Genomic DNA, 12,850 nt, shown 5'->3' on the forward strand with positions numbered 1-12,850 from the left:
GTTTATACTTCCTATACCCGAGGCGCGACAGAAAAATCGCGGCGTTTTGCTTTTCAGTTCGACCTTTTAATGAATACTGATGTAACACGGATTGACCGTATTGGGAGTTTGAGATGGTGACAAAGAGAGTGCAACGGATGATGTTCGCGGCGGCGGCGTGCATTCCGCTGCTGCTGGGCAGCGCGCCGCTTTATGCGCAGACGAGTGCGGTGCAGCAAAAGCTGGCGGCGCTGGAGAAAAGCAGCGGAGGGCGGCTGGGCGTCGCGCTCATCGATACCGCAGATAATACGCAGGTGCTTTATCGCGGTGATGAACGCTTTCCAATGTGCAGTACCAGTAAAGTTATGGCGGCCGCGGCGGTGCTTAAGCAGAGTGAAACGCAAAAGCAGCTGCTTAATCAGCCTGTCGAGATCAAGCCTGCCGATCTGGTTAACTACAATCCGATTGCCGAAAAACACGTCAACGGCACAATGACGCTGGCAGAGCTGAGCGCGGCCGCGTTGCAGTACAGCGACAATACCGCCATGAACAAATTGATTGCCCAGCTCGGTGGCCCGGGAGGCGTGACGGCTTTTGCCCGCGCGATCGGCGATGAGACGTTTCGTCTGGATCGCACTGAACCTACGCTGAATACCGCCATTCCCGGCGACCCGAGAGACACCACCACGCCGCGGGCGATGGCACAGACGTTGCGTCAGCTTACGCTGGGTCATGCGCTGGGCGAAACCCAGCGGGCGCAGTTGGTGACGTGGCTCAAAGGCAATACGACCGGCGCAGCCAGCATTCGGGCCGGCTTACCGACGTCGTGGACTGCAGGTGATAAGACCGGCAGCGGCGACTACGGCACCACCAATGATATTGCGGTGATCTGGCCGCAGGGTCGTGCGCCGCTGGTTCTGGTGACCTATTTTACCCAGCCGCAACAGAACGCAGAGAGCCGCCGCGATGTGCTGGCTTCAGCGGCGAGAATCATCGCCGAAGGGCTGTAACTCTCAATAATGGGGCGCTACGGTGCCCCACTTTCTATTTATATATCCGTAAAAGCTTTTCTTGATATACATCTTCAGCTTTTTGTATGATTATTAATATCATTCTTTTCGATGGCCTTAAGACCTTTTTAAGTCAAAAGTATTACCTCCCCCAAAAAACAAATCCGCAAAGTAATGGAAGTAAATTATTTTATTTTGAATAGTCTTCATTGTGATTAGTCACATGACTCATTCTTTTTATTGTAATTATCTGATTTACATTCGCAGTTTTCTCATTGTTTCCGCCGGAAGTTATTCTTCCACTGTTTTTCCTCTTTATTTCCGCATGGTTGTTTTTCCACCCTTTGGATGGCTTGTAAGAATATTGTTTTAATCCGGCCAATAGAGTTATTGGGCCTCCAAAAGAATATTGACATCATTTTATGGCAGTGAAATTATTCGATCATGGATAAGGAGGGGGACAATGAAGTCACTAATTTATGATTACGGAAGAATCAACTGTATGAGTTGCCCTTCTCAATGTGAATTAAAACCAAATGCCTCATTGCGCGTTTCGTTTTGCCAGGACTATTGTTTTTGTACCTGGCCAGAAGGGAGTGGCTATTTTTCTCTGGGGATTATGGAGGGGCTCCTCAAACAAAATTATAATAATCTATATTTAGGCTGTATTTTTGTCGATTTTTCTATCAGCCATTTGCGCTTTTTTACTAACGAACGTTGGATAGATTATTTAATTGAAACGAAATTAAAAATTGTTATCGTTTGTGATAAATACCTTAAACCATTGGCTAATTACTGGTTTAAGCATTCTAAAGATATTTTTCTTGTTATCTATCAGCAAGATCGGCTGACGCTGGCCTGTGAAAAGTTAAAAAAGAGATTTATCTATCAGCGCGACGCCTTCTTTGGCGGAGAGTCACTCTCTGAACTGGAGTTTGCTGTCTTAAGCGCATTGATTTCCGGAGACGGTTGTCTGCAACTGGCTGATGAACTCAATGTCGATATTCGTACTATCTATGCTGCAAAGCGCCGTGCGGAAAAGAAAATGGGGGCCGATATCAATACCCTTTTCCGATTCTCACATTCGTTATAAGCGATTTTAAACTGATTGATGGCCCTTTTCATTGTTATCACTTTGCCGTGAGAAGGGCCTACAGTTAAATATTAATGCATAAAGCGGTTGAATACGCATGTTGCCGGATTTTAGCGTTTGCAGCCCCGTGCAAGAGAATACGTTCAATGCGAACTATGCAGTTTATTACTACGGCTCTGTAAACGGTAACGGTCAGGATTTTACCCGCTACGTACGATAAGGCAATTATTACCACCAGGGCGACAGGGGGAGCTTCAGGTGGGCTGAAAAACGGGAGTCTGTATTTGATTAGCGAAAACGATAAATTTAACGATCTGACCGTTAATACTTCAGGCTGGTTAGCCGACGGTATTAACCCTGGTCGGGAACGTGCCGGCAGAGATAATAACGTGACGGTAAACCATCAGACCAATATCAAAGCAGCAGGAATAGGGGGCGTGCGAACGCTCCGGTAAATAATGCTAATGAGGTCGCTACCATCACTCTCAATGGCCCCACCACCATTGAAACCACTTCGCCGGTTTCTATAAAGGTTGACTGTGCTGCCGTATCGAGAACGCTATGACTATTTACGCTGAAGAGTTGCGCATCATGATGGATGCTATTATGGATATCATTTTCGACCACGGCACGCACAGGCAGGCACGCACCTTTATGGCTGTTTTCACTCTCGACGCGGAACACCCTTACCCTGACGGCGTTCTTCCGCACCTGGTCAGGATCTTCACCACTGACCACGCCCGTCAGTTTCTGAAGCGTATCTGCCGGACTGCTGTACTCAGCCTGGCTGAGATAGCGGCCGTTCGGGGTTAACCAGAAATCCTGGCTGTCACTGACACGGTAGGTTTCGCCGTGGCTGGCGATGCCTGAGACGTTACAGAAGCGGTCATAATCGGGGTTCTAGGGATTTTCCGTCCAAAAACGACAAAGTGCTCTGGAGGCCGCGCCGTCCGTGGCCTCCAGAGGGGTATTACTTTTCGCTGACGGGTAAATATCCCTCGATTGAGCGCATAAGCTCCTCCAGATCTGGCAATTTTTCGCTCAATTCGAAGTGGTAAGTCCCCTTGAGGTTAATGTTGTGCCAGGCCACAGGGGATGCCTGTTTGACGATATCTATTCTCTTGGTATCTCCTTGGTATTCGAAGCTGGTCAACAGCTGGCTGAGTATCCTGGAGTTGAAGTAAACGATGGCATTGGTGACCAGGCGAGCGCACTCATTCCATAGCTGGATTTCTTCGTCTGAACTGCCCCGGAACTGATCCCCATTGACGCTGCTCACGGCCCGACGCAGTTGGTGATAGGCCTCTCCCCGGTTCAGCGCGCGCTGAACATAGTTTCTTAAACTGGCATCATCGATGTAGCACAGTAGATAATTCGCTTTCACCAGGCGATTGTATTCCGTCAGGGCTTCCAGCAGCGGGTGATTGCGCTTGTACTCCGAGAGCTTTCTCACCAAGGTGGCTTGCGTTGTTTTCCGCTGCTTAAGTGATACTGCAATCCGTTGGATGGTATCCCAGTGCTGCGCAATACGATGGGTATTGATTGGCTTTTTTAAGCACAGCTGAATTCGGTGTTCTTTGTCTTCCTTGACATCAAACATGTCATTGATCACTTTGCCAACCTGGGCATAGCGTGGGGCAAACTGGTATCCGAACAGATCCAGTAACGCGAAGTTCACATGGTTCACCCCATGGGTATCGGTTGAGAGCACATCCGGAATGATGTCTGACGTATTGCTCATCAACAAATCAAAGATGTAGTGCGATTCATGTTCGTTGGCGCCGATCACTCTGGCGTTGATCGCAGCGTGATTGGCGATCAAGGTCATGGCAGAAACACCTTTTTGAGTGCCAAAGTACTTCGACGAATAACGGGTTTTGAAGGTCTCGCGCCGGGCTTCGAACTTTTGACCATCGGCACTGGCGTGGATCACATCTTCCTGGATGTTGTAGTACCGGAAGATGGGTAGCTTGGCTGTCGCGTTATTGATGTTGTCGTTAGCAGCATTCAATGTTTCCAGGCGAAGATAGTTCGCCTGGATAGTGCTGAGCTGATCATAGGTACGATCAGAGATCTGTGCCATGCCGTAAATGCCTTGATTGGTTGCATTGCCGACCAGAATTGCCAACAGGTCATATTCGGTGATGCTGCCAACTTACTGATTTAGTGTATGATGGTGTTTTTGAGGTGCTCCAGTGGCTTCTGTTTCTATCAGCTGTCCCTCCTGTTCAGCTACTGACGGGGTGGTGCGTAACGGCAAAAGCACTGCCGGACATCAGCGCTATCTCTGCTCTCACTGCCGTAAAACATGGCAACTGCAGTTCACTTACACCGCTTCTCAACCCGGTACGCACCAGAAAATCATTGATATGGCCATGAATGGCGTTGGATGCCGGGCAACCGCCCGCATTATGGGCGTTGGCCTCAACACGATTTTCCGCCATTTAAAAAACTCAGGCCGCAGTCGGTAACCTCGCGCATACAGCCGGGCAGTGACGTCATCGTCTGCGCGGAAATGGACGAACAGTGGGGATACGTCGGGGCTAAATCGCGCCAGCGCTGGCTGTTTTACGCGTATGACAGGCTCCGGAAGACGGTTGTTGCGCACGTATTCGGTGAACGCACTATGGCGACGCTGGGGCGTCTTATGAGCCTGCTGTCACCCTTTGACGTGGTGATATGGATGACGGATGGCTGGCCGCTGTATGAATCCCGCCTGAAGGGAAAGCTGCACGTAATCAGCAAGCGATATACGCAGCGAATTGAGCGGCATAACCTGAATCTGAGGCAGCACCTGGCACGGCTGGGACGGAAGTCGCTGTCGTTCTCAAAATCGGTGGAGCTGCATGACAAAGTCATCGGGCATTATCTGAACATAAAACACTATCAATAAGTTGGAGTCATTACCGCAGGAAGGATACCGGTAAAGACGAACCATATAATAATTGAGCCATTAAGATAGGAATGCGCTTCCTGGGGGTTAGTTTCAATAATGTTTTGAATCATCGTTTGATCAAACATTACTTTATATTTTAGTGTCGAATAACTGACCAGTGAGCCAGTGATAAACAGTAAAGCAAAGAAAGGTTTCAGCAGAAAACGAACTGAGAAAGGCATAAAAACAACGTTAAGCGCCGCAACCAGAACAAAGGGAATAGAAATGACAAAACCAATTTTGACATGCTCTAAATGCGACAAAATCTCGTAAAAATGCAGCAATATTGGCCAGTTAAGTAAAAACGCAAAGATCATTGCCAGAAGTAAAACCAGCGGAATAACTTTCACCCTGAAAAGTACAGGCATTAACACCTCCGGAAAATAGTAAACCAGTAAAAACATTGATGATAATTACAACAATTCAATCTAATATTATGATTGCCTTATTCGCTGCAAAGCAGAGATTATCATTCTGAAATCTTAGGTTAACCTTAACGAGGCTTTGTTGAATAAATCAGATTTCGGGTAAGTCTCCCCCGTAGCGGGTTGTGTTTTCAGGCAATACGCACGCTTTCAGGCATACCTGCTTTCGTCATTTTGTTCAGCGCTCGTACCAGGGCCATAGCCTCCGCAACCTGACCATCGTAGTCACGCAGCGTCAGTGAACCCCCGAACAGCTGTTTTACCCGGTACATCGCCGTTTCCGCTATCGAGCGACGGTTGTAATCTGTTGTCCATTTCCACCGCGCATTACTCCCGGTCATTCGCTGATTAGCCACTGCACGGTTACGGTCTGCATATTCACCGGGCCAGTAACCCGCACCTTTTCGGGGAGGGATAAGCGCGCTGATTTTCTTATGCCGCAGTTCATCGTGACATAGCCGGGTATCGTAAGCGCCATCGGCGGCGGCTGACCTGATTTTCCGGTGGGTTTGCCGGATTAACCCGGGGAAGGCCTCTGAGTCCGTAACGTTGTTCAGCGACAGGTCAGCGCAGATGATTTCATGTGTTTTACTGTCAACGGCGAGATGCAGCTTACGCCAGATACGGCGGCGTTCCTGGCCATGCTTTTTGACTTTCCACTCGCCTTCACCGAAGACCTTCAGCCCGGTGGAATCAATTACCAGGTGTGCGATTTCACCCCGGGTGGGCGTTTTGAAACTGACATTAACCGACTTTGCCCGCCTGCTGACACAGCTGTAATCCGGGCAGCGTAGCGGAACGTTCATCAGAGAAAAAATGGAATCAATAAAGCCCTGCGCAGCGCGCAGGGTCAGCCTGAATACGCGTTTAATGACCAGCACAGTCGTGATGGCAAGGTCAGAATAGCGCTGAGGTCTGCCTCGTGAAGAAGGCGCTGCCGACTCATACCAGGCCTGAATAGCTTCATCATCCAGCCAGAAAGTTATGGAGCCACGGTTGATGAGGGCTTTATTGTAGGTGGGCCAGTTGGTGATTTTGAACTTTTGCTTTGCCACGGAACGGTCTGCGTTGTCGGGAAGATGCGTGATCTGATCCTTCAACTCAGCAAAAGTTCGATTTATTCAACAAAGCCGCGGTGATGCTTACGGTATGGTGGTTATCAAGTTTTATCCTGATTAGCACCCTTAATGGCTATTTCGATAATCAGGACCGCGATTTTCTGACAGGTAAACTTCAGCTCACCGAAGAGTTTCTTAAAACAGAGACGTTCCGGAACAAAACGGATATTAAGTCATTATCAGAAAAAATAAACGATGCGATGGTAGGGCACAATGGTTTATTCATTTCTATAAAAAACATGGAAAATGAAAAAATTGTTGAACTCTATGCCAAAAATTCTGTTGTTCCAGCGGTCCTGCTTAATAAGTCGGGTGATATTCTCGACTATATGATCCAGACGGAAGAAAATAACACCGTGTACCGCAGTATCTCGCGGCGGGTTGCCGTGACGCCGGAACAGGGTAAAAGCAAACATGTCATCATTACGGTTGCCACGGATACTGGGTATCACACCCTGTTTATGGATAAGCTCAGTACCTGGCTGTTCTGGTTCAATATCGGTCTGGTCTTTATTTCTGTTTTTCTGGGCTGGCTGACCACACGTATTGGTCTGAAACCGCTACGGGAAATGACCAGTCTGGCTTCCTCCATGACCGTACACAGCCTGGATCAGCGTCTTAATCCCGATTTGGCTCCGCCGGAAATTTCTGAGACCATGCAGGAGTTCAATAACATGTTCGATCGCCTGGAGGGGTCATTCCGGAAACTGTCAGATTTCTCGTCTGACATCGCGCATGAGCTGCGCACAGCGGTCAGTAATCTGATGATGCAGACGCAGTTTGCACTGGCTAAGGAAAGGGATGTTTCGCATTACCGCGAAATCTTATTCGCTTACCTGGAAGAACTGAAAAGGTTGTCACGAATGACCAGTGATATGCTTTTTCTGGCACGTTCAGAGCATGGTCTGCTGCAGCTGGATAAACATGATGTGGATCTGGCCGCCGAACTGAATGAATTACGTGAGCTGTTCGAGCCTCTGGCAGACGAAACAGGAAAGACAATCACCGTTGAAGGAGAGGGCGTTGTTGCCGGAGACAGCGATATGCTGCGACGTGCTTTCAGTAACCTGCTTTCCAATGCAATCAAGTATTCTCCCGATAACACCTGTACAGCGATACACCTTGAGCGTGACAGCGACTGTGTGAACGTGATGATTACAAATACGATGTCTGGCCCGGTTCCCGCTAATCTGGAACGTTTGTTTGACCGGTTCTATCGCGCAGACTCATCAAGGGTCCATAACACGGAAGGCGCGGGGCTGGGATTGTCAATTACGAGGTCGATCATTCATGCTCACGGCGGCGAGCTGTCAGCAGTACAGCAGGGGCGGGAAATTGTGTTCAGTGTGCGTCTGTTAAGAAGTTAATACCGTTATTCAGAAGAAATATTGAAGGTGACAAAAATGTCATCATTCAGTCACGCGATAAACAGAGGCGGTTTTTTATAATCATTCATAAATCAGGAGCAGCGAGATAACGCAATCGCCTGGTTCCTGGAGTGATGAATAACCCGCCCTGAGATCAAATGCTTTCTCTGTTATAAGCCGTTGATTGTTTGGGTATGAAAACACCGGAGACCCAACCATGAAAAAGATCCTTGTATCATTTGTTGCCATTATGGCTGTCGCTTCATCCGCCATGGCTGCAGAGACAATGAACATGCATGACCAGGTAAATAATGCCCAGGCACCCGCCCATCAGATGCAGTCAACCTCTGAAAAAAGCGCTGTTCAGGGAGACAGTATGACAATGATGGATATGAGCGGACACGATCAGGCTGCAATGTCCCATGAAATGATGCAAAACGGCAACGCTTCTGCCCACCAGGACATGGCGGAGATGCATAAAAAAATGATGAAAGGCAAACCAGGGGCCACCAACGAATCAGCAACGTCATTTTCAGAAATGAACGAGCATGAAAAAGCCGCTGTTGTGCACGAGAAGGCGAATAATGGTCAGTCTTCCGTTATTCATCAGCAGCAGGCTGAAAAGCATCGCAGCCAGATCACCCAGAATTAACCCGCAGCTCCACTTGTTAGACCCTCATTTGACGCCGAAGTCACTGGCTTACGCTCCCGTCCGGGAGCGTTTTTTTTATTCTTTCATTTATCATTGAGTCTTATGGGAATGGATTTAATCAGTTACTTAATCCCTGCCTCAGCAACAAGTCCCGGAAAGAGCAGCTTTATATTCCGGGTTTTTCTGCTCATAACCTCAACGGTGGCGCTTAGGATGTACTTTGTAAGTACCCAGAGTGTGTGTCATCAGTACCGGTGTTAATGCACCAGCCCATTCCAGCCATGTATACCCATGTAAATCCCAACAGCAGCAATCAGGGCGCTTGAAATATAGGGGGCTCTTCTGGCGATGGTATTGAAGCCACTCCAGCGTTTGGCGACCTGACGAACGCTGATCGCCGCACCCACTCCAACCGTTACGAGGGTCAATGCCAGGCCGATACTGAAACAAACAACCAGTGTGGCACCCAGCGTAAGCGCTTTAAGCTGAAGGCAGATCAACAATACAGTTATAGCTGCCGGGCAAGGGATAAGCCCTCCTGTCAGTCCAAATATCAGGATTTGCCCGTTGGTTACTTCTTTCCCGTCGAAGCGGCGTTTTATGTCATTGGCATGAGCCAGTTCGTGAGCGTCCTGATACTCTTTCGAATTCACATCCAGCCCATCAAGCTCAGAGTGGTCATGGTCATGGTCGTGTTCAGCGAACGCCACATCATAGTCATGGACATGACCACGATGTCCCAGAGACAGACGTACGTTGAAACTGTGAGGCTCAGGGATGGGAGATGTTGACTCCAGATAATCACCATGATCAACAAATTCAAAAGTCTGAGAGATCGTACTGTTTTCCCGAAGTGTGGTTAATGAGATATCTTCAGAAGCCCATCTTTGGCCACTAAGAGTGCGTAGCCGCCAGTGGGGAAGTTGTCCTTCTTCAAAAATGGACAGTTCAACTTTTCCATGGCCAGTATCGATCAACCTTGTTTCGTCATGGTGATGATGTTCATTCTCCTGCATTCCCTCCAGCCAGTTTTTCTCACCGCTCCAGGTTCGCCAGAACATCCAAAAAGCCGTACCAAGGATGATCACTGAAGAGACCATCTGTAGCCAGGGTTCGGCTGATTCTGCGGTAAATTTATTACTGATATACATCCCTCCAAAAGCAATCAGCCATACGACTGCAGTGTGCGACAATGTTGCCGCGACACCCAGCATCACGGCCTGACGTACGGTGCCTTTTATAGCAATGATGAATGCTGCCATCATTGTTTTGGAGTGCCCGGGCTCCAGTCCATGAAGCGCGCCAAGCAGAATGGCGCTGGGGATGAAAAACCATGCGTTGCCTTGCTGAAGAAGTGTCGTAAATTCGTTCATGAGAATCATTCTTGGTTATTAAGTGTAGGCCGGATTCTACTCCCCCCCAGTAAAATATACTACCCCCCAGTAGAATAACGCTGGTATAGTTACATAAAATATCCAGGAGAGTGAGAGCCCACATGTCACATACCATCCGCGATAAACAAAAACTGAAAGCACGTACAAGCAAGATCCAGGGGCAGGTTGCTGCGCTGAAAAAAATGCTTGATGAACCTCACGAATGTGCCGCTGTACTGCAACAAATAGCCGCCATACGTGGTGCCGTGAATGGTTTATTGCGTGAAGTGATTAAAGGACATTTGACTGAACATATTGTTCATGAAAGTGAAGAACAGAAACGAGAAGAAGACCTGGACGTTGTGCTGAAGGTTCTGGATTCTTACATCAAGTGACAGTTTGGCTAAAAGCCCTGAGCATTAATTTATCTAAATAACACGTTATCAAGTGACGGTTTTGGGCTGTTTGTAGCGGCATAGTGAGTTTGTTTAATCAATGAGCTTTAAGATGCCCCCCTTCATGCAAGGCAACGCGTACATTTCTGGTACATCTACTTCCCTTACTTTGCTCAGGGCAACCCACATTGTTAAAGCCTCTACTCGCTGACCATCAAAATCACCCAACGTCAGATAATGGAAAAAAATTTTGGATGACATTTTGAAACGTGTCCTCTGCTGTGAACGTCGAGAGATGCTACGCGAGAAAGGAGATGACCTACTTAGTATCCTGTTAAGTAGGTCTATCTGAAGAAGTAGACAACTTTAAAGTCTTTTTCATGTTAAAGGAGACAACTTTAATGTCTGTGTACACCTACCTTTGCTCAAATCAAAATGTTCTGACATACCAAAATGGAGTGTAAAATGACTCAAAACCAGGGTTCTGAGCCAGTACCGGCGAGCCGGACAGGGCAGCTCATCAGCGCCCGGGATATGGCCATGCAGAAATTCGAAGAAGGGATGCGGTTAATCTCGGAAGCGTCGGAACTGTGCGGTCTCTCTCTCTTCACCAGCAGAATTATGCAGCCCAACGCATTTGGTCTTCCGTCGTCACTGGATCGCACCATCGAGGAGGGGCGTAAGGAAATTGACCGTAAAACGTGGAAAAGGCTCTTTGAAGAAACAGGTATGGACCGGTACTGGAACCATAAGCAAAAAGAAGCCTTTAACGAATCCCTTCGTACGGATCCGCCCGTCGCTTCCCTGGAGATTGTTAAGGGAACATTACAGCATGCACTGGCTAACAGACGAGACACCCTTGCAGAAGGTTTCGTTGATGTTCTCAACAAGCTTGACCGAAGTTTCAAAAGCAATGCCAGGCAATATACAATGCCAAAAAAGCTTGTTCTTCGGGGGATTTTTCCTGGTGTGAACGTGCTGAGGTACAACGGTTTCTCGCAGGACAATCACTTTTGTTTACGCGACTTTGAGAATATTGTATGCATCTGTTCTGATACTCCAACACCTGCAACCGGCGGTGGGCTGAGTATGGTCGACAGGCTGACGGCCATGAGAAATACAGAATTCACAGGCGAGTTCAGTGATGAGAATGGCTGGCGGTGTCGCCTGTTTGAGAATGGAAACGTTCATATTTGCATCGACAGTATCTCGCTTCTGAATGCTCTGAACGATCTTATCAGCATATATTTTGCAAACCAGCTTCCGGCCGCAGGAAAAAAATGATGATTGAAAATGATAAAGAAAAAAGCCTGAACGATGCTACCCCGCCAGAGGTGCAGAATGACATCCGCAGCGAATCCACTGAAAAATCAAAGGAAATGGGTCGTTCAAGGTACTCATCTATCGCGATGATCGATTACTTCAATGCAATCGAACGTCTGTGCAAAGAGAAAGAAATTAACCCGGAAAATATCGATCTGAGCTTCAAAGTTCACTGGCTCAGAAACGCTGTTGGCGGCTCGTTTGCAAGGTCACAGGAGATGTTCGCGGAGTACCAGAAGTATGTTAAAGAGGTTCCTGAAGAGGCCCGTTACCTGGATATACCCGATGAGGTAAAGGTTGCACTCGGCGATATTATCTCGTACATCACCTGGCACTACCGTAGAAGCTATACCGCAATACAGAATGATAGTGTTAAAAAAGCTGAAGCACGTAGCATGCAGCTGGAGGAGGAGGTAACGCAGCTGTTACAGCGGCTTGAGCAAAGCGCTACCGATATGGATGAGCTGAAACTTGAGAATCAGGCACTACAGGGTCGATTAGAGATCCGGGACAGTACCGTCAAGGAGTTAGAAACAAGGCTGAATGTTGCCGAAGCAGAACTCGAAACCTGCCATCACCAGTTAGATAGCACACGGCATGAATTGAGCCTCGCACAGCAGTCAAATGACTCACTCTCCCAGCAACTGGCTGAACGTAAAACAGAGATCGCTGGTCACCTTGAATATCAAAAAAAGCTGAACGAAGAGATCAACACGCAGCGTTCTGATAACGCCGGTCTTTCCAGACAATGCGACCAGTTAAGTCAGACTGTGTCAGATACAAAGGCAGAGAGGGACAGGTTTGAACAGGAATTGATTGCTGCACAGAACCTTTGTACTGAGCTGAAAAGTGCACTGTCCGGGAAAGAGGGTGACCTGGTGGCGGTGAATGCCGAGCTTACTGAACTCCATAAACTAAACGAGTCGCTGAGCGCCGACCTGAATAAAGTAACTTTGGTCAGCCAGGGCTATGAAGCGGAAGTGGCTGAACAAAGCAATGAACTCAAAACGCTCCAGGCCAAAGTAATGAAGCTGGAAGCTACCCTGGAGGCGGAGAAAACAATCTCAGAATCCCTGAAAGGCACCATTGATACATTAACTGGTGCAATGGCAGGGGGAGGTACTGGAAAGTCAAAACAGCCGCGTAGCAGAAAAACATCATGATAAATGAAGCCAGGTTG

Annotated in this window: 13 protein-coding genes and 1 pseudogene; 9 read left to right on the top strand and 5 right to left on the bottom strand. The window is 48.1% G+C overall.

What is annotated here, in order from left to right:
* Nucleotides 1-113 precede the first annotated feature (113 nt).
* The 3 genes from CKK19_RS10215 to CKK19_RS10225 all read left to right on the top strand — a co-directional run bounded on the left by CKK19_RS10215 (nucleotide 114) and on the right by CKK19_RS10225 (nucleotide 2,895).
* Nucleotides 114-989, top strand: a complete 876-nt coding sequence (locus tag CKK19_RS10215; RefSeq protein WP_032489926.1) for an extended-spectrum class A beta-lactamase CTX-M-9 — start codon at nucleotides 114-116, stop codon at nucleotides 987-989.
* A 463-nt stretch (nucleotides 990-1,452) separates the two neighbouring features.
* Nucleotides 1,453-2,082: a helix-turn-helix transcriptional regulator gene (locus CKK19_RS10220; protein ID WP_024266332.1), complete on the top strand. Its 630-nt coding sequence runs from the start codon at nucleotides 1,453-1,455 to the stop codon at nucleotides 2,080-2,082.
* Nucleotides 2,083-2,643: 561 nt separating this feature from the next.
* Nucleotides 2,644-2,895 (top strand): hypothetical protein, encoded by a 252-nt coding sequence (locus CKK19_RS10225; protein WP_044704902.1) that lies wholly within the window; start codon nucleotides 2,644-2,646, stop codon nucleotides 2,893-2,895.
* Nucleotides 2,896-3,052: 157 nt separating this feature from the next.
* Here CKK19_RS10225 and CKK19_RS10230 read toward each other — a convergent pair.
* Nucleotides 3,053-4,216, bottom strand: a pseudogene (locus CKK19_RS10230) (Tn3 family transposase); the annotation flags it as partial.
* Nucleotides 4,217-4,277: 61 nt separating this feature from the next.
* On the opposite strand from CKK19_RS10230, the gene CKK19_RS10235 reads away from it, so the two are divergent.
* A protein-coding gene (locus CKK19_RS10235; RefSeq protein WP_095033700.1) for an IS1-like element IS1B family transposase occupies nucleotides 4,278-4,975 on the top strand; the annotation gives its coding sequence in 2 pieces (ribosomal slippage) (nucleotides 4,278-4,527 and nucleotides 4,527-4,975; 699 coding nt in all).
* Here CKK19_RS10235 and CKK19_RS10240 read toward each other — a convergent pair.
* Together CKK19_RS10240 and CKK19_RS10245 are read right to left on the bottom strand one after the other, a co-directional pair.
* Nucleotides 4,969-5,385 (bottom strand): phosphoethanolamine transferase domain-containing protein, encoded by a 417-nt coding sequence (locus CKK19_RS10240; protein WP_225455113.1) that lies wholly within the window; start codon nucleotides 5,383-5,385, stop codon nucleotides 4,969-4,971. The two genes, CKK19_RS10235 and CKK19_RS10240, sit on opposite strands and share 7 nt — an antisense overlap.
* Nucleotides 5,386-5,573: 188 nt before the next feature.
* Entirely contained in the window at nucleotides 5,574-6,542 is a 969-nt protein-coding gene (locus tag CKK19_RS10245) for an IS5-like element IS903B family transposase (protein ID WP_072196614.1), read from the bottom strand.
* A gap of 38 nt (nucleotides 6,543-6,580) precedes the next feature.
* On the opposite strand from CKK19_RS10245, the gene pcoS reads away from it, so the two are divergent.
* The gene (gene pcoS, locus CKK19_RS10250) at nucleotides 6,581-7,927 is read left to right on the top strand and encodes a copper resistance membrane spanning protein PcoS (protein ID WP_225455114.1); all 1,347 of its coding nucleotides are present in this window, start codon (nucleotides 6,581-6,583) and stop codon (nucleotides 7,925-7,927) included.
* Between the two features lie 217 nt (nucleotides 7,928-8,144).
* Entirely contained in the window at nucleotides 8,145-8,579 is a 435-nt protein-coding gene (locus CKK19_RS10255) for a hypothetical protein (RefSeq protein ID WP_000723070.1), read from the top strand.
* 257 nt (nucleotides 8,580-8,836) lie between these two features.
* Here CKK19_RS10255 and CKK19_RS10260 read toward each other — a convergent pair whose 3' ends face one another.
* Nucleotides 8,837-9,952, bottom strand: coding sequence for a nickel/cobalt efflux protein RcnA (locus CKK19_RS10260; RefSeq protein WP_001572377.1), 1,116 nt, complete (start codon nucleotides 9,950-9,952; stop codon nucleotides 8,837-8,839).
* 122 nt (nucleotides 9,953-10,074) lie between these two features.
* Between CKK19_RS10260 and rcnR the strand changes: the two genes are divergently transcribed.
* Complete coding sequence (rcnR, locus tag CKK19_RS10265; protein ID WP_000019951.1) at nucleotides 10,075-10,347, top strand: Ni(II)/Co(II)-binding transcriptional repressor RcnR; 273 nt, start codon at nucleotides 10,075-10,077, stop codon at nucleotides 10,345-10,347.
* Between the two features lie 93 nt (nucleotides 10,348-10,440).
* Here rcnR and CKK19_RS10270 read toward each other — a convergent pair whose 3' ends face one another.
* The gene (locus CKK19_RS10270; RefSeq protein WP_001572379.1) at nucleotides 10,441-10,608 is read right to left on the bottom strand and encodes a hypothetical protein; all 168 of its coding nucleotides are present in this window, start codon (nucleotides 10,606-10,608) and stop codon (nucleotides 10,441-10,443) included.
* A gap of 204 nt (nucleotides 10,609-10,812) precedes the next feature.
* On the opposite strand from CKK19_RS10270, the gene CKK19_RS10275 reads away from it, so the two are divergent.
* Nucleotides 10,813-11,631, top strand: a complete 819-nt coding sequence (locus CKK19_RS10275; protein WP_044704764.1) for a DUF4942 domain-containing protein — start codon at nucleotides 10,813-10,815, stop codon at nucleotides 11,629-11,631.
* A complete protein-coding gene (locus tag CKK19_RS10280) occupies nucleotides 11,628-12,833 on the top strand; it encodes a hypothetical protein (RefSeq protein WP_001572381.1) in 1,206 nt (401 codons plus the stop codon). Before CKK19_RS10275 ends, CKK19_RS10280 begins: the two co-directional genes overlap by 4 nt.
* The last annotated feature ends 17 nt before the right edge of the window (nucleotides 12,834-12,850 follow it).

The organism is Enterobacter sp. CCUG 70166 (assembly GCF_020224095.1).
GTDB lineage: Bacteria > Pseudomonadota > Gammaproteobacteria > Enterobacterales > Enterobacteriaceae > Enterobacter > Enterobacter intestinihominis.